We start from the raw sequence: 22524 nt of genomic DNA, 5'->3' as shown, positions 1-22524 counted from the left end.
TTTACCGTCAAGGCCTGACAAATAGAGAGGTTTTTTCTTGACAGTGGGAAAGAGAGACACCTAGACTGTAACATTGTGGGGATTTGTGGATAATAGTGGATCGCAATGATCAGGTGGGATCATGTTCCGAGGTGCAACAACATTAAGTCTGGATAGCAAAGGACGGTTAGCCATACCGGCTAAATACCGTCATGCGTTGTCATTAGACTGTGAAGGCAAAATGGTCTGCACGATTGATATTAAGCAACCGTGCCTGTTGCTGTACCCGCTTCCCGAGTGGCAAATCATCGAACAAAAGCTTACTCGATTATCCAGTATGAACCCTGCAGAACGTCGCTTACAGCGACTTCTTTTAGGCCACGCCGACGACTGTGAAATGGATAAAAATGGTCGTTTGCTCCTGTCAGCTCCGTTGAGACAACACGCCGGTTTAGAGAAAAAACTGATGCTTGTCGGGCAGCTGAATAAATTTGAAGTTTGGAATGAAGACGCCTGGCACGAACAAGTGGCGCAGGACATGGATGTTGAACGCGAAGGTGACTTTACTCTTAACGAACGACTAGAAGACTTTTCATTATAATGATTACAACGTCACCGCAACACGTTTCGGTGCTACTGGAAGAGTCGATAGAAGCATTAGCGACTGATCCGCAAGGCACATACATCGACGCCACATTTGGTCGCGGCGGACACACGCGTGCTCTGCTCAACCAGTTAGGTGACGACGCCCGCGTTATTGCCCTGGATCAGGATCCTGAGGCTATTGCTGCGGCTGCAGCATTTGCTGATGACCCCCGTTTTCAAATTATCCACACCCCTTTCTCAAACCTGCAACAGGTACTTGATGACTTGCAGTTGAACCAGCAAGTGACCGGAATTCTATTTGACCTTGGCGTATCTTCCCCACAATTAGATGACGCTGAGCGTGGCTTTAGCTTTATGCGGGACGGTCCTTTGGATATGCGGATGAACACCACCAGTGGAGAAACCGCAGCCGAGTGGCTTAATCGCGCAGAAAAGGACGATATTAGCTGGGTTCTGAGAGAATACGGAGAAGAGCGTTTTGCCCGCCGTATCGCCAGTGCCATTGTTATGGATCGCGAGAAAAAGCCGTTTACCCGCACTAAAGAACTGGCGGAAATGATTGCCCGCGTGAGTCCGGTAAAAGAAAAGCATAAACACCCGGCAACACGAACCTTTCAGGCCATCCGCATTCACATTAACCGCGAACTGGAACAAATTGAACAGGCGCTGGACGCTTCGCTGTCTGGTCTGAAAGAAGATGGGCGACTGGTGGTTATTAGTTTCCACAGTCTGGAAGACCGTTTAGTAAAACGTTTTATTCGCAAACATAGCGAAGGAAAGCAATTACCTCCTGGCTTGCCGGTAACTGAAGCCGAGCGCAATAAAGATAAAGCGCTGGAGAAAGTTGGTAAAGCAATTAAGCCGGGTAAAGCGGAAGTGCAGGTTAATCCTCGTTCGCGCAGCTCTGTGTTGCGTATAGCAAGGAGGGTTCGCAATGACTAAGCGGCGCTACCCCAGTCTGATGAAAATGTTGCTGCAGGATTTGTTGCAGCATAAATGGGTTTTACTTCTGAGTGTGGTGGTTATCGGCAACGCGTTAAGCATTGTCTACACCGCCCATTTGAACCGCCAGTTAACTGGCGAACGTGATGATTTATTATCGCACCGGGATACTCTGGATAGAGAGTGGCGACACCTTGTGGTGGAGCAAAACGCCCTGACTGAACACAGCCGGGTTGAACGTATTGCGCAGGAACAACTGGGCATGCGGGACGTTGAGCCAGAGCAGGAGGTGTTGGTTTCATGGCAGTGAATCGTCGCAATAAACGCACAGAGCCAGTCGGTACTCGTTGGCGCTTTTACACCGCAGTATTCTTACTGTTCGGTGTGTTTTCTGTGTTAATTGCACGCGCAGCCTATATCCAGGTCATAAGTCCCGATGCTTTTTCGCTGCAAGGCGATATGCGCAGTTTAAGGGCATCCAGCGTCGCGGTTCAGCGAGGCACTATTGTTGATCGTAACGGAAGAGAACTTGCGGTTAGCGTCCCGGTAGAAACCGTATGGGCCGATCCCAAACGTATCGCCGAGCGCGAGGCTTTAGCTGACGAACGTCGCTGGCAGGCCCTGGCTGAAACTTTTCGCATGAACCGTAACGAGCTGGTCAGTAAAGTGGACGACCCGTCAAAACGTTTCGTTTATCTGCAACGCAAAGTGACGCCATCAGAAGCGGATTATGTGAAGCAGTTGAAAATTCCCGGTGTGTATTTAAAAACAGAGTCACGCCGTTATTATCCTACCGGTGAGATCAGTTCTCACTTAATCGGTTTAACCGACATTGACGGCGCTGGGCAGGAAGGCCTGGAGCTTCTGTACGACGAGCATTTAACCGGTACGCCGGGTAAACGAGTTTATCGCAAGGACGCAGAAGGACGGGTTGTTGAAGAAATTAGCCAGACAGATGCACAACAACCAAAACAGCTGACACTGAGTATCGACCAACGTATTCAGGCAACTGCTTATACCGAGCTGAAAAAAGCCGTGCGCTACAATCAGGCAACTTCAGGCTCGGCAGTAGTGCTGGATGTCGAGACAGGTGAAGTGCTGGCTATGGTCAATAGCCCGTCCTATAACCCTAACAATCGTGCGGACTTGCAGTCTTTCAGAATGCGGAACCGGGCGATTACCGACAGCTACGAACCCGGTTCAACGATGAAACCTCTTGTGGTTCTTAGTGCGTTAGAAAAAGGTCGGCATAAAGCCGGCGATACTATTGATACGAGCCCCGGTTGGTTAAGAATCGGTGGACGCCGGGTGAGTGACCCTCGTGACTATGGCGAATTGACATTGAGCGAGGTGCTTGAGCATTCATCTAACGTGGGTGTAACTAAAATAGCTTTGGATCTTGGCGTTGACTCTTTATTGCAAACCTACGCCGACGCAGGCTTAGGTAGTGACACTGGGGTTGCTTTGCTAGGCGAGAGTATTGGTTTGCTGAGTGGCAGACGCCGCTGGTCGGATTTTGAAACTGCGACATTGGCTTATGGGTACGGTTTGTCGGCAACGACACTGCAACTGGCTAACGCTTATAACATTATCGCTAATGGCGGGAAAAAAAGGCCGCTGACGATTTTCAGGCAGGAATCGCCTTTACCTGCAGAGCAAGTTTTCAATCCGGATAACACCCGAGCCGTTATGCATATGCTGGAAGAGGTGGTTCGCGATGGAACAGCCAAAGCAGCACAAGTGCCCGGATATCGTGTTGCAGGAAAAACAGGGACTACCCGTAAAACCAAAGCAACAGGTGGGTACGGTGATGAATACGTCGCGTTGTTTGCGGGGATAGCTCCGGTTAGCGATCCGAAAGTGGTTGTGGTGGTGACAATAAACGAACCCGGCACTGATGACTATTATGGCGGCACAGCCGCTGCTCCGGTGTTCTCAAAAATTGTATCGCAAACTATGCGGCTACTGAATATACCGCCGGATAACCTGGATGATACACAGGTGCACGCCGCTGGCTTTGGGGGGGATAAATGATGAAGCTTGCAGAATTGTTAACTATGCTGCCGACGTCGTTTTCCGTTCCGGATGTTACCGTTAGTGGTATAAAACTCGATAGTCGGCAAGTAGCCAATGGCGATGTTTTTGTCGCTATTCCGGGCTATGAAACCGATGGCCGCGCTTATATTGATGCAGCTATTGATGCTGGTGCAGCAGCAATTATTGCTGAAGCTCCGGGAATGGCTGTTGAACAGCGCCGGGGCGTGGTCGTTATCGGTTTTAGTGGCGTTCGTGAGCATCTCTCCCGCATCGCCGGTAATTTTTTCGGCCATCCATCAGAGAAAATGAACCTGGTTGGTGTGACCGGAACCAATGGTAAAACGTCGGTTACCCACATTATGGCGCAGTTGGCAAAAGCCCTGGGTATGGAAGCGGCTGTTATTGGTACAACCGGAAGCGGACTTATTGGTCGCTTATTACCTGAGCGTCATACCACACCAGATGCCGTTACCGTCCAACAACGTCTGGCTACGCTATTAGCTGAAGGCGCAGAACTGGTTGCTATGGAGGTGTCTTCACACGCACTGATACAGCGCCGTGTCGAGGCTTTACACTTTGCGGCGGCCGCCATAACCAATATTAGTCGGGATCATCTCGACTATCACGGCACCATGGAAAATTACGTGGCCGCAAAACAACGTTTATTTGCTGACTTTGGCGTGCAAAACCGAGTGGTTAACGCCGACGACGACACGTTAAGCCAGTGGCAGCAGGATGATTTAGCCGATTTATGGGTAAGTCTTAATGCCAGCCCCAACGAACCATGCCTGCAGGCGACTGGTGTTCAGTTCCATGAGCAGGGCTCGGTGTTCAGTTTAAATTGGCAGGGTGAATCCTGCGTCGTTGAAACTCCATTGTTGGGCCGTTTCAACGTTTATAACTTACTCTGCGCGGTTGCTGTATTGCTGAAACTGAATAAGCCTCTTGCGGATATCGGCAAAGCCTGTGGCAGTTTGCAGCCCGTTCCCGGACGGATGGAAGCCTTTCATAATAATCAGTCGCCGCTGGTGGTGGTTGACTACGCGCATACACCGGACGCTCTGCATCAGGTATTGAGTGCGCTGCGCCTGCATTGCAAGGGCCGTTTGTGGTGTGTGTTTGGCTGCGGCGGTGACCGTGACCGTGGCAAGCGTCCGCAAATGGGTAAAGTCGCGGCAGATTACGCTGATGTTGTTGTGGTTACCGATGACAACCCGCGGACAGAACCCGCGGAACAAATTATTGAAGATATTTTGACCGGCATTGCGGATAAAACTCAGGTTAAGGTTTGGCCGGGTCGCCGCGAGGCGGTGATACGTGCAATGCAGGAAGCCGGAAAAGATGACGTTGTATTACTCGCCGGTAAAGGACACGAAGACTATCAGGTTATTGGTACTCAACGCATTGACTATAACGAACGAGCGGTAGTCAGTGAATGGCTGCAAGGAGACTGCGCATGATCTCAGTATCACTGAAATGGATTGCGGAGCAGGTGGAAGGCCGCCTGATTGGCTCTGATTGTACAATTGATGCGGTGTCCACGGACACTAGAGCGGATTTAACCGACGCGTTATTTATAGCCTTAAAAGGCAAGAATTTTGATGCCCACGACTTTGTCGAACAGGCTATAGCTAAAGGCGCCGCGGCAATTATTTGCGAAAAGAAAGTGGATAGCGAGTGCCGCCAGATTATTGTCGAGAACAGCCGTCATGCGCTGGGGCGCTTAGGTGCGGCTATTAAGGCGAAGGTAGCGCCGAAAACCGTGGCTGTCACCGGCAGCAACGGTAAAACCACAGTAAAAGAAATGCTGGCGGCCATCTTATCTATTCGTCATCCGGTATTGGCCACGCAGGGTAACTTTAATAACGATATTGGTGTGCCGCTTACATTATTGCGCCTGCAGGAAGAACACAAATACGCAGTGGTTGAATTGGGCGCGAACCATCCGGGGGAAATTGCCTACACTACTGACTTGGTCAAGCCCGATGTTGCCATATTGAATAACGTGAGTGCAGCGCATGTTGAAGGTTTCGGAAGCTTACACGGGGTTGCCCGTGCTAAAACTGAAATATTCCGTGGAGTGAGTAGCCAGGGAACGGCCATTACCCCGCGCGATTCTGAGTTTTATCCTTGCTGGGAACGCGCCTGTGCTGACATGAAATGGAAGAGCTTTGGTTTAACCGACTCCGCCGATGTTTATGCAAGTGACGTGGTATTGAACAGTGACGGACACCCTGCGTTTACTCTGCATTTGGGCGGTGAAACGAAGCGTATTGAACTGAAGTTAAGCGGTCGTCACAACGTGCTTAATGCGCTTTCAGCCGCTGCTGCGGCAAGTGAGCTGGGTATATCGCTGGATGACATTGTTACTGGGCTGCAAAGGGTCGAGCCGGCTCAGGGACGTTTGACAACGATAAAAGTGAGTGACCACTTACGTATTATTGATGACACCTATAACGCCAGCGTTGCCTCAACTAAAGCTGCCCTGGATTTGCTGGGAAGTTATCAGGGGTATCGCATTTTTGTATTGGGCGATATGGGTGAGTTAGGTGCCGATGCGCGCGCTTATCACGAAGATATTGGTGAACATGCTATCGGCACTGGCATTGATAACTTATACAGTCTGGGCGTACTCAGTCAAAGTGCCAGCGAGGTCTTTAACGGCCACGGAGGTAAGCACTTCGGTAGCTTACAGTCGCTGGTTGAATCTGTTTTACAAAGACTTACAGAACAGACCGGCAAGCAACCTGTCACAGTGCTGGTTAAAGGCTCACGCTCCGCACATATGGAGCGCGTTGTTGCAGCAATACAGCAGGCTGTCGCGGTCAGTGGCAGCGTAGAGGATAAGCACGCATGTTAGTTTGGTTGGCGGAGTACCTAACCCAGTTTGAAAGCGCGTTTAACGTGTTTTCCTACTTAACCTTGCGGGCAATACTCAGTGTTTTGACCGCACTGGTTTTGTCGTTGTGGTTAGGACCAACATTAATTCGTCGTTTGCAGCGTTTGCAAATAGGGCAAACGGTACGGGACGACGGTCCGGAAAGTCATTTAGTAAAAAGTGGTACGCCGACTATGGGCGGCGTATTGATACTGGCAGCGGTTCTGGGTTCCTCACTACTCTGGGCTGACTTAGATAACCGTTATGTCTGGGTCGTTCTAATGGTTATTACCGGCTTTGGTATTGTCGGCTTTGTCGATGATTATCGCAAAGTTGTACGCAAAGATCCGAAGGGGCTAATCGCTAAATGGAAGTATTTCTGGCAGTCGGTCATTGCCAGTGTGGCTGCCGTTTACCTCTACTGGAGCAGTACTCAGGGCGCTGAAACCGCTCTTCTCGTTCCATTCTTTAAGGACGTTATGCCGCAGTTGGGCATGCTCTATATGCTCATGGCCTATTTTGTCATTGTCGGCACCAGTAATGCCGTCAATTTAACTGACGGCCTGGACGGTCTGGCCATTATGCCAACCATTATGGTGGCTGCTGCACTGGGTATTTTCGCCTACGTGTCCGGCAATGTGAACTTTGCTGAATATCTGCAAATTCCTTATTTGCCACTGACCGCTGAATTGTTGGTCGTGTGCACCGCTATTGTTGGAGCGGGTCTCGGATTTCTCTGGTTCAATACTTATCCTGCGCTTGTATTTATGGGCGACGTGGGTTCTCTGGCCTTAGGTGCTGCACTTGGCATTATCGCGATATTGGTTCGGCAGGAGCTGGTGCTGTTCATTATGGGTGGTGTGTTTGTTATGGAAACCTTATCGGTGATGCTGCAGGTGGGTTCCTACAAATTGAGAGGCAAACGAGTTTTTCGAATGGCTCCAATTCATCACCATTACGAATTAAAAGGATGGCCAGAACCGCGGGTAATCGTGCGTTTCTGGATATTGTCACTCATTTTTGTGCTGATAGGACTCGCAACCTTGAAGTTGCGTTAAAAAATAATGACTAAAATAGCCTGGCAGAATACAAAACACATTGTTGTCCTTGGTCTTGGAAAGACCGGGGTGTCTGTGCTGCGCTATTTACAACATAAACGGCAGCAGGATCAGAAGCTTGCCGAGATCAAAATTCAGGTTTTTGATTCGCGTGAAAACCCTCCTGGCCTGGAAGAAGCAAAACAAATACTGGGAGATGCTGAACTGCTTAACCGGCATTGGGAATTAGAAGACACGCTGGCGGCCGACTTAATTATTGCCAGTCCGGGTATCGATTTACGTGAAGACCCAATCGTTTTGGCGCGTGATGCAGATATTCCGATTGTTGGTGATGTTGAGCTGTTTGCGCAAGAATCAAAATTGCCGATAGTAGCGGTAACTGGCTCTAATGGAAAATCCACAGTAACTCGCATGGTCGAGTTTGTTGCTAAGCAATGCGGCAAAAATGTGGCTGCAGCCGGCAATATAGGCGTACCAGTACTCGACTTGCTGCTGCAGGAGCAGCACCCCGATGCTGTAATACTGGAGCTTTCCAGTTTTCAGTTGGAATCAGTTTCCAGCTTGAAACTTAAAGCGGCGGCACTTATGAATATTAGTGCCGATCATATGGATCGTTACTGCACTCTGGATGAATATGTAAAAGCTAAGCAACGCATTTTCACTCATGCAAAAACCTGGATACTGAACCGTCAGCAGCAGGATACCTGGCCACACCCGGTTACGGGAAAATTAATGACCTTCGGTAATGACTCGCATCCCAAACACTTTGGTTTGCTGTCTGGAAATATCGACCGTGTCAGTGGGCCGGTTGCCGTGACTTTCGATGGCAGTGTTGTACTGCGGGCAGATCAATTGCAACTCCAGGGCATTCATAACCTGGTGAATGTGCAGGCAGCTCTGGCTTTGTGTCAGGCAATAGATATTGATATTGAAGCTGCGGTTCGTGCGGTAAAAGAGTTTAAAGGTCTGCCGCACCGCTGTGAATTAGTCAGTGACAATGAGGGCGTGCTCTGGGTTAACGATTCAAAAGCCACAAATATCGGTGCTACTGCTGCCGCGGTTGAGGGGCTGAGACCAATGATAAGCGGGCGTTTACTGCTAATAGCGGGTGGGGTCGGCAAAGGAGCAGACTTCCGTGAGCTGCAGTCGACCCTGGAGCGGGTCGATATTCTCTTAACCATAGGTGAAGATGGTCCCCGCATTGGTCAGTTGTTTAACGGTTCACGGCAGGTAAAAAGTTTACAGCAGGCCGTGGAGCTAGCGGCATCTTTAGTGCAAACCGGCGACATGGTGCTGTTATCGCCTGCGTGTGCGAGCTTCGATCAGTTTCAGAACTTCGAGCATCGGGGCGACAGTTTCCGTCATGCAGTGGAGGCGCTTTATGTCAACAGTGCGTGAAGAACAGTTAAATCTTGAGATACCGGCTTCCGATGTCGGTAGTCGTTGGCAAAAGCTGATTAACTGGTTTCAACCAAAAGCCAGTCAGCCACTGTACGACCGTATGCTGTTTACCCTGGCAATGGCGTTGCTGGCTTTTGGCTTTGTTATGGTCACGTCTGCGTCTTTACCTACGGCAGACCGGTTAACGGGGAATCCGTTCCATTTTGCCATTCGTCACGGCATTTATATTCTGATTAGTTTAGCCGTTATGCTGGCGACTTTACGGGTACCGGCGAATAGCTGGAATCAACAGAGCGGTAAGTTGTTGTTGCTCGGCTTGATTATGCTGTTAATGGTTTTAGTTGTGGGATATGAAGTTAACGGTGCACAACGCTGGATAAAAGTCGGGCCAATTACTTTTCAGGCGGCAGAGGTCGCTAAACTTTTCTTCTGTATTTATATGGCCAGTTATTTGTCCCGCAGGGAAGACGAAGTCAGAGAAGCGACTAAAGGCTTTATAAAACCTCTGGCGCTGTTGTTTATTGCTGCAGTGCTTTTATTAATGCAGCCGGATTTCGGAACCGTGGTTGTCTTGTCGGCAACAACCGTCGCCATGCTGTTTTTAGCTGGCGCTAGATTGTGGCAGTTTTTTGCTGTGTTCATTACCTGCGTACTGGCATTAATTTTACTGATCATCGTTGAGCCTTACCGGATGCAGCGTCTGCTCACCTTCCTGGAACCGGAGAAGGACCCATTCGGTGCCGGATATCAGTTAATGCAGTCGCTTATTGCCTTTGGGCAAGGCCACTTTAGCGGCGCCGGTTTGGGTAATAGCATTCAAAAATTACAATACCTACCCGAAGCACATACTGACTTTATTATGGCTGTTGTTGCCGAGGAACTAGGTTTTCTTGGCGTGCTGGCGGTTATTGCAACCGTATTAATGTTGGTATGGCGAGCTTTAATTATTGGCCGTCGCTGCTTAATGCAGGAGCAACGTTACGGCGGTTATCTGGCTTATGGTATCGGTATTTGGTTTAGTATCCAGGCCTTTGTGAATATCGGTGTTGCGTCCGGTGCATTACCAACTAAGGGACTGACACTGCCTTTGGTGAGCTACGGTGGTAACAGCCTGATCATATCGGCTCTGGCCGTTGGGCTGTTGTTACGCATAGACCATGAACGTCGGATGCTGGGTCGCAAAGTGGCACCGCGCGGAGGTGCCGAATGAACAAAGTTTTGATAGCAGCAGCCGGCACCGGTGGTCATATTTTTCCGGCCTTAGCCGTAGCAGAACAAATGCGCGACAACGGCTGGCAAGTTGACTGGCTGGGTACGCAGGAAGGTCGTTTAGAAAGTCGGGTGATTCCGGCAGCTAACTTCCCTTTACACAGCATTAGCATGACTGGAGTTCGCGGTCATGGGCTGAAAAGAAAGCTGTTCATGCCATTCACTTTGGCGAAAGCCGTGCTGCAATGTCGACGCTTGCTGAAAACACTACAGCCACAGGTAGTGGCAACCTTTGGCGGCTATGTCTGCGCGCCAATGGGGTTAGCTGCGAAACTGCTGGGCATCCCCTTAGTGGTGCACGAACAAAATGCCATACCGGGCATGACTACCCGGTTGTTAGCCCCCAGAGCAAACAAAGTTATGTTGGGGCTACCGGTTGCCCTCCCGCAATGGCAGCAGTATCCGGTTGTTGGTAACCCTCTGCGCAAGGGGTTATTGGCACAAGCGGCTGAACAGACAGAAAAATCAAATACAGACGGAGCCTTGAATATATTGGTGGTTGGCGGAAGTTTAGGTGCGCAGGTATTGAACGAAGCCGTGCCGGAAGCCGTCAAAGCATTAGAAGGTGTTGAACTTAATGTCCTGCACCAGTGTGGTGCTGAGCGTGAGGCAACAACTGAAAAGGCTTACTTAGGTGCATCAGTGCTTAAAACGCTGAAAGTCACCGAATTTATTGAAGATATGGGCGACGCTTTTAAAAATGCTGATTTGGTTATTTGTCGCGCTGGCGCATTAACCATATCTGAGTTGGCGGTAATGGGCGTAGCGTCCATTCTGGTGCCATTGCCACACGCTGTGGATGACCACCAAAGCGCCAATGCGAAAGTTTTAGAAAGCCGTGGTGCGGCAGTTTTATTGCCGCAAACTGAAGTAGTGGAAGGCGCATTGAAACAACAGTTAAAACGTTTATTGCATGACAGACAACAACTGTGGACAATGGCGCGTTTCGCTCGCCAGTGTGCGATGCCAGAGGCAACGCAACGACTGGTGAATGAATGTATGGAATATAGACAGAGCGATGACTAGCATGACCGCAACCAACGCACAGCCATTTACTATTGTGAACGTCCCGGAAATGCGCCGGGTACAGCGAATCCATTTCGTTGGTATCGGTGGTGCAGGCATGGCCGGTATTGCCGAGGTTCTGTTAAATCAGGGCTATCAGATTTCGGGTTCGGATATTGCCGAAAACGCCAATACTGATCGTTTACGTTGCCTTGGAGCGACGGTGATTCTGGGGCATATGGCCAACAATATCGAAGGCGCCAGTGTGGTTGTGGTATCCAGTGCAATAAAAGCGGATAACGCTGAGCTGGTAGCTGCACACCAGTTGCGGGTGCCGGTGGTACGTCGTGCAGAAATGCTGGCCGAGCTTATGCGTTTTCGCCATGGTATTGCGGTAGCCGGTACACACGGCAAAACAACGACCACGTCATTGGTTGCGAGTATTTTTGCCGAAGCCGATCGCGATCCCACTTTTGTTATTGGTGGTTTGCTCAATAGTGCCGGTTCGAATGCTCGTTTAGGTAACAGTAAGTACCTCATTGCAGAAGCCGATGAAAGCGATGCGTCGTTTCTGCATTTACAACCGATGGTTGCGATAGTGACGAATATCGAAGCAGACCATATGGACACCTACGAAGGTGATTTCAATAAGCTGCTGGACACCTATGTTGAATTTTTGCATAACCTGCCGTTTTACGGTTTAGCTGTTATGTGTGTCGATGACCCTGTCGTATCTGATCTAATACCACGACTCGGCCGTCAGACCATGACCTACGGCTTTAGCGAAGCCGCTGATGTACGAGCAATAGATTATAAACAAACCGCCAGTGAGAGCTGCTTTACTATTTTACGCAAAGGGCTGAAACCACTTGACGTGTGTCTTAATCTGCCGGGTAAGCACAATGTGTTGAATGCTCTGGCCGCAGTAGCTGTAGCAACAGATGAAGGAATTAACGACGAAGCCATTAAGTCAGCATTGAATAAATTTGAAGGTATTGGCCGTCGTTTTCAGCATTACGGTAACTTTGCCATCTCAGATAAAGAGTCGAATAAAGAGCCGGGTGAAGTGATGCTGGTTGATGATTATGGTCACCATCCTTCAGAAGTTGCTGCCACTATTCAGGCGGCGCGGGAAGGTTGGCCTGAGCGTCGTTTGGTAATGGCATTTCAACCGCACCGTTATTCGCGCACCCGGGATTTATACGAAGACTTCGTTAACGTGCTGTCGCAGGTTGACGTATTACTGATGCTGGAAGTTTACAGTGCCGGGGAAACGCCGGTAAGCGGTGCCGATAGTCGCTCATTATGTCGTTCCATTCGTCAGCGCGGGCAGATAGACCCGGTTTATGTGGCAACCGTGGATGATATGCCGGAAGTTCTTGAATCGGTGCTTGCTCCGGGAGACTTGCTGTTAACGCAGGGCGCTGGAAATATCGGCGCATTGGCCAAGCGAATTGCAACTGAGGTGTTGAGTCATGAAAGCTAATGCCTTTGGTAAAGTGGCCGTCATGCTGGGCGGTACGTCGGCTGAGCGCGATGTTTCGCTGAAATCCGGAATGGCGGTATTAAAAGGCCTGGTTGCGAAAGGCATCGATGCACACGCATTTGACCCGGCGGCGCATAGCTTGCAGGAGCTTGTGGAGCAAAAGTTTGATCGCGTATTTATCGCTTTGCATGGCCGCGGCGGTGAAGATGGCAGCATGCAGGGGGCATTGCAAATACTGGAAATGCCATACACCGGCAGTGATGTTCTGGGCTGTGCGCTGGGTATGGATAAAGTGCGTTGTAAACAAATTTGGCATTCACTGGGTCTGCCAACCGCCAATTGGCGGGTGGTAACGCAAGCTGAAATAGAGCAAGTGAACGTGGAAGCTATGTTGCAGGAGCTCGGTGGCCGGGTGATTGTAAAACCAGCACGTGAAGGCTCCTCTATAGGTATGAGCATTGCCGATAACGGGCGAAGCCTGGCTTTAGCCTTGCAGCATGCGGCACAGTTTGACGACGACCTTTTGGTCGAACAGTGGGTTGAAGGTGCGGAGTATACCATTGGCATACTGGAAGGTAAGGCATTACCGGTTATTCGACTGCAAACGCCACATGAGTTTTATGATTTTGAAGCCAAGTATCAGGCAAATGATACCCAGTATCACTGTCCTGCAGGGCTAAGTGAAGATGACGAAGCAAGTTTGCGAATGTTGGCTGAACGCGCTTTCGCGGCCATAGGAGGTAGTGGCTGGGGACGTATCGATGTGATGCGCAATAACGCGGGTGAGTGGTTTTTGTTAGAGGCAAATACGGTACCGGGAATGACAGAAAAAAGCCTGGTACCTATGGCGGCAAAAGTTGCTGGTTTACAGTTTAATGACTTAGTGGAGCGCATTTTAGCGCAAACGCTGGAGCGCTAACGATGGCTGCTGAACAGCGCCTGCGCTCAGTCAACTTTTGGTCAGGTGTGGTGGTGTTATGCCTGACTATTGCGGGGGCACTGGTTGGTATCTATCAGTTAAACGAAGTGCTGACAGACGAACAGCAAGTACCGCTGGCTGAATTAAGTGTTCAAGGCGAGTTGCATTATACCGCCAGCGAAGAGGTTAGGCAGGCATTGACAGCAGAGCCGTTAGGAAGCTTTTTTACGGCCGATGTGGATGATTTAAGGCGTCGGGTAGAGCAGTTGCCGTGGGTGCAAAAGGTCTCTATTCGCAAGGTTTGGCCGGATAAGTTGTCGGTTTATGTGACGGAGCACAAACCCGTGGCCATGTGGAACGGCGATCGACTTATCAATCAGCATCAGGAAGTTTTCCGGGCTGATATAACGAGAGCTGACAGCAGTTTGCCACAGTTGTTCGGTCCGGAGAACGCGGTGAAAGAGACCTGGAAGGAATTTAACCGGGTACAGCAAATGCTGGAGGTTAATGGCTTTCAGATAAGAGCGTTGAGATTAACCGAACGCTTTGCTGTCAACGTGGTTCTGGCACAGGGAATTGAGATTAAATTGGGGCGCGAAGCCACATTAGAGAGAATTAAGCGGTTTATCGATGTGTTTCCCAGCATCGTTGAGCACGAAAAAAGTAAAAACAACGAAATCGATACTGTGGATTTACGATATGACACCGGGGCTGCAGTGGCCTGGCGTGAAGCAAAAAGTGAGAGTTAGACGGTTATGTCGAAAACATCGGAACACAATATGGTTGTAGGTCTGGATATAGGCACCAGCAAAGTGACTGCACTTATAGGTGAGTTATTACCTGATAATGAGATCAGTGTTGTTGGCGTTGGCACGGCTACGTCGCGTGGCATGGACAAAGGTGGTGTGAATGACCTTAATCTGGTTGTGCAATCGGTACAGCGTGCTGTGGATGAAGCCGAATTAATGGCTGATTGCCGCGTGGCATCGGTGTATTTGAACATTTCCGGACGTCATATTTCCTGTCAGAACGAAAGTGGCATGGTACCGATTAACGAAGCTGAAGTGACTCAGGATGATGTCGACAGCGTGATTCACGCCGCGCAGTCAGTGCCTATTGCAAAGGAACGTCGTATTTTACACGTCTTGCCGCAGGAGTACGTCATTGACTCACAGGAAAGTATCCGCAGCCCAATAGGCATGTCCGGTGTCCGTATGGAGTCGAAAGTGCACATTATTACCTGTGCCAACGATATGGCGAAGAATATTATAAAAGCGGTTGAGCGTTGCGGACTGTCGGTGGATAAACTGATTTTCTCGGCGTTAGCATCAAGTATATCGGTATTAACCGATGACGAAAAAGATTTAGGCGTGGCGCTGGTCGATTTAGGCGGCGGTACCATTGATATTTGTATATACGCGGGCGGTGTATTGCGTCATACCGCGGTAATTCCGGCGGCGGGTAATCAGGTTACCAGTGACATTGCCAAGATATTCCGTACGCCGACCAACCACGCGGAAGAAATTAAGACCAAGCACGCTTGTGCGCTGCGGCAAATGGTCAGCATGGAAGATACCATTGAGGTGCCTTCGGTGGGTGGCCGCCCATCGCGGGTAATGTCGCGTCATACGCTGGCCGAAGTGGTTGAGCCGCGTTATCAGGAACTGTTTGAGCTGGTCAGGGATGAAATTCAGCAAAGTGGTTTAGACGAGCAAATTGCAGCTGGTGTTGTTATTACCGGCGGTAGCGCAAAAATGGAAGGCTGCGTAGATTTTGCCGAAGAAATTTTTCAAATGCCGGTTCGTATCGGCGTTCCTCTGGGTATGAAAGGCCTAAGAGATTACGTCGAAGATCCGGTTTATGCCACAGCGGTGGGACTGTTACGGTATGGGCAGGAAGATGCCGCTGTGTCACAAAAAGAAAGCTCTAAAACTGACGTGATCGGACTCTGGCAAAAAGTGCAGAGTTGGTTCAAAGGTGAGTTTTAACTTGGGGTAGCACGTTAAAAGCAGGTAGGGAGAATTATTATGTTCGAACTGATGGACAATTACGAAAGCGAAGCCGTCATTAAGGTGATTGGCGTCGGTGGTGGTGGCGGAAACGCTGTCCAGCACATGGTGAAAGAATCAATTGAAGGTGTGCAGTTTATTGCCGCTAATACCGATGCGCAGGCTCTGCGCAATCATACGGCGGATGTCACCATTCAATTAGGTCAGGACATTACTAAAGGTCTTGGTGCTGGAGCCAACCCGGAAGTAGGCCGCCAGTCGGCAGAAGAGGACCGTGAGAACATCCGCGTCCACTTAGAAGGTGCCGACATGGTCTTTATTGCAGCCGGCATGGGCGGCGGTACCGGAACCGGTGCAGCACCTGTGGTTGCTGAGGTTGCCAAAGAACTGGGTATTCTGACAGTTGCTGTTGTGACTAAGCCATTCCCGTTTGAAGGGAAAAAGCGCATGGCCGTAGCCGATGAAGGTATCAACGCACTGGCACAAAGTGTCGACTCGTTAATTACCATTCCAAACGAGAAGTTGCTGAAGGTGATGGGTCGTGGAACCAGTTTACTGGATGCCTTTAGTGCTGCAAACAACGTATTGTTGGGTGCGGTTCAGGGTATTGCTGAGCTGATTACTCGTCCGGGTCTTATCAACGTCGACTTTGCTGACGTTCGTGCGGTTATGAAAGAAATGGGTACCGCCATGATGGGAACTGGTGTTGCCAGCGGTGAAGACCGTGCGCAGGAAGCTGCGGAAATGGCCATTAACAGCCCGTTACTGGAAGATATCGACTTGTCCGGAGCTCGTGGTGTGCTGATTAACGTCACAGCCGGCATGGACATGAGCATTGAAGAGCTCGACACCGTCGGTAATACGGTTAAAGCCTTTGCTTCAGATAACGCAACCGTGATTGTGGGTACCGTTATCGATACGGAAATGTCTGACGAGCTGCGCGTGACAGTGGTGGCGACTGGTATTGGCGCGGAGCGCAAACCCGATATCTCTTTGGTGAATAAGACCAGCCAGGCAGCACCTAAGCGGGAGCCTCAGCAAGCATACCGCAGTAGTGATATTGACCGCGGTGCAGCAGCCCCTCGTTACGAGGAGCAGGAAGAGTTGCAGCCAGAAACGAAAGCGGAACCAAAACGTCAACCCGCTGCCAAAGCTAAACAGGATAAAGAACTCGATTACCTGGATATTCCGGCTTTTTTGCGAAAACAGGTCGACTAAATTAGCGTAACGCTTGATAAGTATGCGTAAAATTTGATCGGACCATGACAAATGTCGTATAATATGCGGCCGCTTTGGCTTCAGCCATGGCGAACCGAATAAAAGGGTAGGTGAACAAGTACCATGATTAAGCAACGTACATTACAGCAAGCAATATCAACCACCGGTGTTGGACTGCATAAAGGCAATAAAGTAAACCTTACTTTACGCCCTGCGCCGGCCAATACGGGGTTGATATTCCGTCGTGTGGACCTTGACCCTGTGGTGGATATTCCAGCACGGGCCGACTGGGTGCGTGATACGCAGCTGTGTACCTGTCTTATCAATGAGGAAAACGTTCGCGTTTCTACCGTCGAGCATTTGCTCGCTGCGCTGGCCGGCGTTGGTATTGATAATGCGATTATCGAAGTCGATTCGCATGAAATTCCAATTATGGACGGCAGCTCGCACCCGTTTGTTTACCTGCTACAAAGCGCGGGTATTGAAGAGCAGTCAGCAGCGAAGAAGTTCATCCGGATCAAACAGCCGGTACGTGTCGAAGACGGTGATAAGTGGGCGGAACTGCTACCCCACGATGGTTTCCGTATCGACTTTGCTATCGACTTTGAACACCCGGCTATCGCAGACACAGGCCAGACCGTCAGTATCGACTTTAGCGCTAATGCTTTTATCAAAGAAATTAGCCGTGCTCGTACCTTTGGCTTTATGAAAGACATTGAGTATTTACGGGAAAACAATCTGGCATTAGGCGGCAGTTTTGATAACGCTGTTGTGCTGGACGAATTCCGCATTCTGAACAGTGACGGCTTGCGTTACGACGATGAATTCGTAAAACACAAAATGTTGGATGCTATTGGTGATTTGTATATGGGTGGCCACAGTATTTTGGGTCATCTACGTGCCTACAAATCAGGGCATGCGCTGAATAATCAGTTATTACAGGCACTATTAGCGCAGCAGTCAGCGTGGGAGTTTGTGACCTTTGACGAAGAGCAGGCCACTGCGCCTATTGCTTTCTGGTCACCCGCAACGACAACAGCTTAATCTTTATCGTTGGCGGTAAACTTTGCCGCCAACGCTTTTAACTCCGACTTTAACGGTTCATCACAACCCTCAGCCATTGTCAGTAGACGCTCTGCGCTACTTGAATCCTGCTGATCTTTCATGCTCTTCTGAAAATTATTCATTGACGGGGACACCTTAATTGAGAGGCTGTGTACCGGGATCGTCGCATTGTGACGAAAATACGTTATAATGGCCGCTTGCTGAAGTTTTAGCCTGGTTGCCCAGCTACCGTTATCTACCTGAATGATCATTTGGCCATCGCGGATATTCAGCAGTTGGCAGTGTTGATAGGTGTTTTTATCTACGCATTGTTGAAACAATTGTTGCCAATGCGAAAGTTGGGCGGCAAACTGTGCATAGTGTCGTAATGTTGACGACAAAGTTTTTTGACCGGAGCGAAGCCATTCTGATGGTGTTTTCGGGTGTCGTGACATAATTGCGTAGTAGGCAAATAATAAGAGAGTTCGGATGAGTTTATCAGTCTTTTATCGAGGCTCCAAAGTACGTTTTCGTATTCGTTTAAGTCGACGTCGGTTTTTTTCTTTTGTTGGCATTGCAGCCTTCATCGGCCTTGCCAGCTGGCAACCATGGCAGTACCAGGGCATTGATCCTAAACTGGCGCAGACTAAAATTAGCGAAGAGCAGAAAAAGCTCGTATTGCAGGAAGAAGCGCTAAAAGAATTAAAAGAAGACACTCAGAAACGTCTGGGTGCTATGACGGTGTATCTGGGTGAATTAAGAGCTCAAATGCGTCGTCTGGACGCGTTAGGTGAGCGTTTAGCCGGGGTAGCTAATCTCGATAACGGCGAGTTCAACTTTAATCAGGAGCTGCCTATTGGTGGCCCCGAGGTAGAAGTTGCTGAGCTCCCGCATAGCTCTGGCACGGACGTCATTACTGAAATTGAAGGTATGCTGTCGCAGATCTCTGACAAACAAAAACAGCTATCGCTACTTGAATCTGTGATGATGAATCACCAACTTACTAATGACGCTTATATTGCGGGTCGTCCCATCTCAGATGGCTGGCTGTCGTCGCAATACGGTGTCCGTAAAGACCCTTTTAATGGCACACCCGCTATGCATAAGGGCTTAGATTTTGCTAGTTATAATGAAGAGGTCAAAATTATTGCGACCGGCGCAGGTGTCGTTACCTGGGCTGGCGACAGATACGGTTATGGCGCATTGGTCGAAATTGACCATGGCGGTGGTTTAAAAACACGCTACGGACACAATGATAAGCTATCGGTGTCTGTAGGGGATGTTGTCACCCGTGGTCAACAAATCGCTGAAATGGGTAGCAGTGGTCGTTCGACCGGCCCACACGTTCATTACGAAGTGTTGCGTAACGGCCGTCAAATTGACCCTAATCAGTTTGTGTATCGTAAAGCTGACCCAAAATAACTCGGTAAATTATTTAGAACGTAGGCGGTACTTTAGGTACCGCTTTTGTTGTTCAGGAAAGTAACACAGGATAAATCAATCTCATGCTAGGCAGTCTGTTTCGAAAAGTATTTGGTAGTCGCAACGATCGCATTCTCAAAACTATGAAGAAAGACGTTGAGCGAATTAATTTGCTGGAACCCGAGTTTGAAGCGTTAAGTGATGCCGAGCTAAAAGAGAAAACCGCTGAATTTCGCAAGCGTCTGAACGATGGTGAGCGCATAGAGAAAATTTTACCCGAAGCCTTTGCTACCGTTCGTGAAGCCAGCAGACGTGTTTTCGGGATGCGTCACTTCGATGTACAGCTTATTGGCGGTATGGTACTGAACGATAACCGCATAGCAGAAATGAAAACGGGTGAAGGTAAAACGCTGACAGCGACCTTACCGGCTTACCTTAATGCGTTACCGGGTAAAGGCGTTCACATTATTACGGTGAACGATTACCTGGCCAAGCGTGATGCTGAATTCAACCAACCATTATTTGACTTCCTTGGGTTGACCGTAGCGTTCAACATTCCGGGCATGGCGCCTGAAGACAAGAAAGCGGCTTATCAGGCCGACATTACTTACGGTACCAATAACGAGTTTGGTTTTGATTACCTGCGCGACAATATGGCCTTTGCGCCACAGGACAGGGTTCAGCGCGAATTAAACTACGCTTTGGTCGATGAAGTCGACTCAATTCTGATTGATGAAGCCCGTACGCCGCTGATTATTTCCGGTCCGGCTGAAGACAGTTCAGAAATGTACCGCAAAATGAATGAGCTGGTTCCACACTTGGTTCGTCAGGAAAAAGAAGACACTGAAGAAGAACAAGGCGACGGCGACTTTACCATTGATGAAAAAGCCAAGCAGCTGCATCTTACCGAACACGGTCAGGAACACATTGAAGAGCTGCTGAAAGAGAAAGGCATGCTGGACGCTGATGATTCGCTATACTCAGCCGCTAATATCAGTTTACTGCACCATATCAATGCTGCTTTACGCGCTCATCATCTATTTCAAAAAGATGTGGATTACATCATCAAAGACGACAAGGTTGTCATTGTCGATGAACATACAGGACGTACAATGGAAGGTCGCCGTTGGTCTGAAGGTCTGCATCAGGCAGTAGAAGCCAAAGAAGGCGTGCCAATTCAGAACGAAAACCAGACATTGGCATCTATTACCTTCCAGAATTATTTCCGTCTATACAACAAGCTAGCCGGTATGACCGGTACAGCCGATACTGAAGCCTTCGAGTTCCAGTCTATTTATGGTCTGGAGACCATTGTACTGCCAACCAACAAACCAATGGTTCGTGATGACAGAGCCGATCTTATTTATCTGACCACACTGGAAAAATACGAAGCTATAGCCGAAGACATTGAAGAGTGTCGTAAGCAGAAGCGCCCGGTGCTGGTGGGTACGGTTTCTATTGAAAACTCTGAGCTTTTGTCACAGTTGCTGAAGAAAAAGAAAATTCCTCATGCGGTACTGAACGCTAAATTCCACGAACACGAAGCCGACATTATTGCTCAGGCAGGCCGTCCGGGAACGGTGACCATTGCGACCAACATGGCCGGACGTGGTACCGATATCGTTCTGGGCGGAAGCTGGATGGCTGAAGTTGAAAAGCTGGAAGAACCATCTAACGATAAAATCGAGAAAATAAAGCAAGACTGGCAGAAACTGCATGATGCCGTAATTGAAGCTGGCGGTTTGCACATTATTGGTACTGAGCGCCATGAGTCGCGTCGTATCGATAACCAGTTACGCGGTCGTGCTGGTCGTCAGGGTGACCCGGGTTCATCGCGTTTCTATTTGTCGCTGGAAGATCCACTTATGCGGATTTTCGCTTCGGATCGCATTGGAACCATGATGAAACGTCTGGGTATGAAAGAAGGCGAAGCCATTGAACACCCTTGGGTAACGCGAGCTATTGAAAATGCGCAACGTAAGGTGGAAGGACGTAACTTTGATGTCCGTAAACAATTGCTTGAGTATGACGATGTAGCCAACGATCAGCGTAGTGTTGTCTATGACCAGCGTAATGAATTGCTGGACGAAGGTGATATCTCTGAAACCATCGTTGCGATACGTGACGACGTGATCAATTCAGTGATCAGCGAGTACGTTCCGCCTCAGTCTCTGGCTGAGCTCTGGGACTTAAAAGGTTTGGAAGAGCGTCTGCGTGGTGACTTCCACATCGAGCTGCCACTACAGCAATGGCTGGACGAAGAAGAGCATTTCCATGAGGAAGTGTTGCGGGAGCGGGTACTGGAAGAGCTGGTTAAAGCTTACCAGGAAAAAGAAGAGATGGTGGGGCCTGAAGTGCTGCGCCGCTTCGAAAAATCCATCATGTTGCAAAGCCTTGACCAGCACTGGAAAGAACACTTAGCAGCAATGGATCATCTGCGTCAGGGTATTCACCTACGTGGTTATGCTCAGAAAAACCCGAAACAAGAATACAAAAAAGAGGCTTTTGAACTCTTTACCGAGATGCTGGAAGCCCTGAAACTCGACGTTGTGACTATTCTGAGCAAGGTGAAAGTACGAGCTCAGGAAGATGTGGACGCAGTAGATGAACAACGTAAAGCAGCCGATAGCGCGCCACGTGAGTTCCGCCATGAGCAAAGTGGCCCGGCAGCTGAAGAGCCTCAGAAAAACACTGATAATGCTCAGGGACAACCGGTTCGTAAAGGCGCAAAAGTGGGGCGTAACGAGCCATGCCCTTGTGGGTCAGGCAAAAAATATAAACATTGTCACGGTAAACTATAGGTTTTTATGGAGACCCAAAAATCGCCTGCTGTCCATGTGGCAGTAGGCGTGATTGAAAATGAACAGGGCGAAATTTTTATCGCTCAACGTCATCCTGAACAACATCAGGGTGGTAAGTGGGAATTCCCCGGCGGTAAAGTCGAAGCTGGCGAGAATGTTCAACAAGCATTGCAGCGCGAACTAAAAGAAGAGTGCGGTATTGATGTGACCGACATGGCTCCATTAACCGTCATAGAGCATCAGTACAAAGATAAGCGAGTTTTACTCGATGTCTGGTGGGTGCTTTCATACAGCGGTGAAGCGCGTCAGTTAGAAGGTCAGGACTGGTGTTGGGTTGATAAAAACCAGCTGGATGCATTCCAGTTTCCGGAAGCTAATCAACCCATTGTCGAATGCATTATGCAGTCATTGAACGCTTATTAGTACAGCAACTCGTACTCTAATGGCTAC

20 protein-coding genes are annotated in these 22524 nt (G+C 49.3%); 19 read left to right on the top strand and 1 reads right to left on the bottom strand.

The window, feature by feature from the left end; all coding sequences use genetic code 11:
* The first annotated feature begins 121 nt into the window (after positions 1-121).
* The 16 genes from mraZ (at position 122) to lpxC (ending at position 17851) form a co-directional block, all read left to right on the top strand.
* Entirely contained in the window at positions 122-580 is a 459-nt protein-coding gene (gene mraZ, locus DET62_RS08140) for a division/cell wall cluster transcriptional repressor MraZ (RefSeq protein ID WP_011233688.1), read from the top strand.
* Positions 580-1527: a 16S rRNA (cytosine(1402)-N(4))-methyltransferase RsmH gene (gene rsmH, locus DET62_RS08135; protein ID WP_034818620.1), complete on the top strand. Its 948-nt coding sequence runs from the start codon at positions 580-582 to the stop codon at positions 1525-1527. Before mraZ ends, rsmH begins: the two co-directional genes overlap by 1 nt.
* Positions 1520-1837: a cell division protein FtsL gene (gene ftsL / locus DET62_RS08130; RefSeq protein ID WP_034818618.1), complete on the top strand. Its 318-nt coding sequence runs from the start codon at positions 1520-1522 to the stop codon at positions 1835-1837. The genes rsmH and ftsL overlap by 8 nt, the downstream gene beginning before the upstream one ends.
* Positions 1828-3561, top strand: a complete 1734-nt coding sequence (locus DET62_RS08125; RefSeq protein WP_110013575.1) for a penicillin-binding transpeptidase domain-containing protein — start codon at positions 1828-1830, stop codon at positions 3559-3561. Before ftsL ends, DET62_RS08125 begins: the two co-directional genes overlap by 10 nt.
* Entirely contained in the window at positions 3558-5024 is a 1467-nt protein-coding gene (gene murE, locus DET62_RS08120; RefSeq protein WP_243734924.1) for a UDP-N-acetylmuramoyl-L-alanyl-D-glutamate--2,6-diaminopimelate ligase, read from the top strand. Before DET62_RS08125 ends, murE begins: the two co-directional genes overlap by 4 nt.
* Complete coding sequence (murF, locus tag DET62_RS08115) at positions 5021-6424, top strand: UDP-N-acetylmuramoyl-tripeptide--D-alanyl-D-alanine ligase (RefSeq protein ID WP_110013576.1); 1404 nt, start codon at positions 5021-5023, stop codon at positions 6422-6424. The genes murE and murF overlap by 4 nt, the downstream gene beginning before the upstream one ends.
* Positions 6418-7500 (top strand): phospho-N-acetylmuramoyl-pentapeptide-transferase, encoded by a 1083-nt coding sequence (mraY, locus tag DET62_RS08110; RefSeq protein WP_034818612.1) that lies wholly within the window; start codon positions 6418-6420, stop codon positions 7498-7500. The genes murF and mraY overlap by 7 nt, the downstream gene beginning before the upstream one ends.
* A gap of 6 nt (positions 7501-7506) precedes the next feature.
* Positions 7507-8898, top strand: a complete 1392-nt coding sequence (gene murD, locus DET62_RS08105) for a UDP-N-acetylmuramoyl-L-alanine--D-glutamate ligase (protein ID WP_110013577.1) — start codon at positions 7507-7509, stop codon at positions 8896-8898.
* The gene (ftsW, locus tag DET62_RS08100; RefSeq protein ID WP_011233696.1) at positions 8882-10111 is read left to right on the top strand and encodes a putative lipid II flippase FtsW; all 1230 of its coding nucleotides are present in this window, start codon (positions 8882-8884) and stop codon (positions 10109-10111) included. Before murD ends, ftsW begins: the two co-directional genes overlap by 17 nt.
* Entirely contained in the window at positions 10108-11196 is a 1089-nt protein-coding gene (gene murG / locus DET62_RS08095; protein WP_011233697.1) for an undecaprenyldiphospho-muramoylpentapeptide beta-N-acetylglucosaminyltransferase, read from the top strand. Before ftsW ends, murG begins: the two co-directional genes overlap by 4 nt.
* Positions 11189-12661, top strand: a complete 1473-nt coding sequence (gene murC, locus DET62_RS08090; protein WP_034818604.1) for a UDP-N-acetylmuramate--L-alanine ligase — start codon at positions 11189-11191, stop codon at positions 12659-12661. The genes murG and murC overlap by 8 nt, the downstream gene beginning before the upstream one ends.
* Positions 12651-13580, top strand: coding sequence for a D-alanine--D-alanine ligase (locus DET62_RS08085; RefSeq protein WP_034818602.1), 930 nt, complete (start codon positions 12651-12653; stop codon positions 13578-13580). Before murC ends, DET62_RS08085 begins: the two co-directional genes overlap by 11 nt.
* A 2-nt stretch (positions 13581-13582) precedes the next feature.
* The gene (locus DET62_RS08080) at positions 13583-14329 is read left to right on the top strand and encodes a cell division protein FtsQ/DivIB (RefSeq protein WP_011233700.1); all 747 of its coding nucleotides are present in this window, start codon (positions 13583-13585) and stop codon (positions 14327-14329) included.
* A gap of 6 nt (positions 14330-14335) precedes the next feature.
* The gene (gene ftsA / locus DET62_RS08075) at positions 14336-15568 is read left to right on the top strand and encodes a cell division protein FtsA (RefSeq protein ID WP_016341267.1); all 1233 of its coding nucleotides are present in this window, start codon (positions 14336-14338) and stop codon (positions 15566-15568) included.
* Positions 15569-15607: 39 nt separating this feature from the next.
* Positions 15608-16807: a cell division protein FtsZ gene (gene ftsZ / locus DET62_RS08070; RefSeq protein ID WP_110013578.1), complete on the top strand. Its 1200-nt coding sequence runs from the start codon at positions 15608-15610 to the stop codon at positions 16805-16807.
* A 123-nt stretch (positions 16808-16930) separates the two neighbouring features.
* The gene (lpxC, locus tag DET62_RS08065) at positions 16931-17851 is read left to right on the top strand and encodes a UDP-3-O-acyl-N-acetylglucosamine deacetylase (protein WP_011233703.1); all 921 of its coding nucleotides are present in this window, start codon (positions 16931-16933) and stop codon (positions 17849-17851) included.
* Here lpxC and DET62_RS08060 read toward each other — a convergent pair.
* A complete protein-coding gene (locus DET62_RS08060) occupies positions 17848-18252 on the bottom strand; it encodes a DciA family protein (RefSeq protein WP_227016357.1) in 405 nt (134 codons plus the stop codon). The genes lpxC and DET62_RS08060 overlap by 4 nt on opposite strands.
* Before the next feature lie 88 nt (positions 18253-18340).
* Here DET62_RS08060 and DET62_RS08055 point away from each other — a divergent pair, with 88 nt between their 5' ends.
* The 3 genes from DET62_RS08055 (at position 18341) to mutT (ending at position 22497) form a co-directional block, all read left to right on the top strand.
* Entirely contained in the window at positions 18341-19273 is a 933-nt protein-coding gene (locus DET62_RS08055; RefSeq protein WP_110013580.1) for a M23 family metallopeptidase, read from the top strand.
* An 83-nt stretch (positions 19274-19356) separates the two neighbouring features.
* Entirely contained in the window at positions 19357-22074 is a 2718-nt protein-coding gene (gene secA, locus DET62_RS08050) for a preprotein translocase subunit SecA (protein ID WP_034818594.1), read from the top strand.
* 6 nt (positions 22075-22080) lie between these two features.
* Positions 22081-22497: an 8-oxo-dGTP diphosphatase MutT gene (mutT, locus tag DET62_RS08045; RefSeq protein WP_011233707.1), complete on the top strand. Its 417-nt coding sequence runs from the start codon at positions 22081-22083 to the stop codon at positions 22495-22497.
* Positions 22498-22524 lie beyond the last annotated feature (27 nt).

The sequence above is a fragment of the Idiomarina sp. H2 genome (genome assembly GCF_004364275.1).
In the GTDB taxonomy this organism is placed as follows: Bacteria; Pseudomonadota; Gammaproteobacteria; order Enterobacterales; family Alteromonadaceae; genus Idiomarina; species Idiomarina loihiensis.
This window is presented reverse-complemented; position numbering and strand designations above follow the sequence as displayed.

Excerpts from the sequence above, each read along its gene's own strand:
- mraZ (WP_011233688.1), top strand. The coding sequence starts at position 122 with ATGTTCCGAGGTGCAACAACATTAAGTCTGGATAGCAAAGGACGGTTA.
- rsmH (WP_034818620.1), top strand. The coding sequence starts at position 580 with ATGATTACAACGTCACCGCAACACGTTTCGGTGCTACTGGAAGAGTCG.
- ftsL (WP_034818618.1), top strand. The coding sequence starts at position 1,520 with ATGACTAAGCGGCGCTACCCCAGTCTGATGAAAATGTTGCTGCAGGAT.
- DET62_RS08125 (WP_110013575.1), top strand. The coding sequence starts at position 1,828 with ATGGCAGTGAATCGTCGCAATAAACGCACAGAGCCAGTCGGTACTCGT.
- murE (WP_243734924.1), top strand. The coding sequence starts at position 3,558 with ATGATGAAGCTTGCAGAATTGTTAACTATGCTGCCGACGTCGTTTTCC.
- murF (WP_110013576.1), top strand. The coding sequence starts at position 5,021 with ATGATCTCAGTATCACTGAAATGGATTGCGGAGCAGGTGGAAGGCCGC.
- mraY (WP_034818612.1), top strand. The coding sequence starts at position 6,418 with ATGTTAGTTTGGTTGGCGGAGTACCTAACCCAGTTTGAAAGCGCGTTT.
- murD (WP_110013577.1), top strand. The coding sequence starts at position 7,507 with ATGACTAAAATAGCCTGGCAGAATACAAAACACATTGTTGTCCTTGGT.
- ftsW (WP_011233696.1), top strand. The coding sequence starts at position 8,882 with ATGTCAACAGTGCGTGAAGAACAGTTAAATCTTGAGATACCGGCTTCC.
- murG (WP_011233697.1), top strand. The coding sequence starts at position 10,108 with ATGAACAAAGTTTTGATAGCAGCAGCCGGCACCGGTGGTCATATTTTT.
- murC (WP_034818604.1), top strand. The coding sequence starts at position 11,189 with ATGACTAGCATGACCGCAACCAACGCACAGCCATTTACTATTGTGAAC.
- DET62_RS08085 (WP_034818602.1), top strand. The coding sequence starts at position 12,651 with ATGAAAGCTAATGCCTTTGGTAAAGTGGCCGTCATGCTGGGCGGTACG.
- DET62_RS08080 (WP_011233700.1), top strand. The coding sequence starts at position 13,583 with ATGGCTGCTGAACAGCGCCTGCGCTCAGTCAACTTTTGGTCAGGTGTG.
- ftsA (WP_016341267.1), top strand. The coding sequence starts at position 14,336 with ATGTCGAAAACATCGGAACACAATATGGTTGTAGGTCTGGATATAGGC.
- ftsZ (WP_110013578.1), top strand. The coding sequence starts at position 15,608 with ATGTTCGAACTGATGGACAATTACGAAAGCGAAGCCGTCATTAAGGTG.
- lpxC (WP_011233703.1), top strand. The coding sequence starts at position 16,931 with ATGATTAAGCAACGTACATTACAGCAAGCAATATCAACCACCGGTGTT.
- DET62_RS08055 (WP_110013580.1), top strand. The coding sequence starts at position 18,341 with ATGAGTTTATCAGTCTTTTATCGAGGCTCCAAAGTACGTTTTCGTATT.
- secA (WP_034818594.1), top strand. The coding sequence starts at position 19,357 with ATGCTAGGCAGTCTGTTTCGAAAAGTATTTGGTAGTCGCAACGATCGC.
- mutT (WP_011233707.1), top strand. The coding sequence starts at position 22,081 with ATGGAGACCCAAAAATCGCCTGCTGTCCATGTGGCAGTAGGCGTGATT.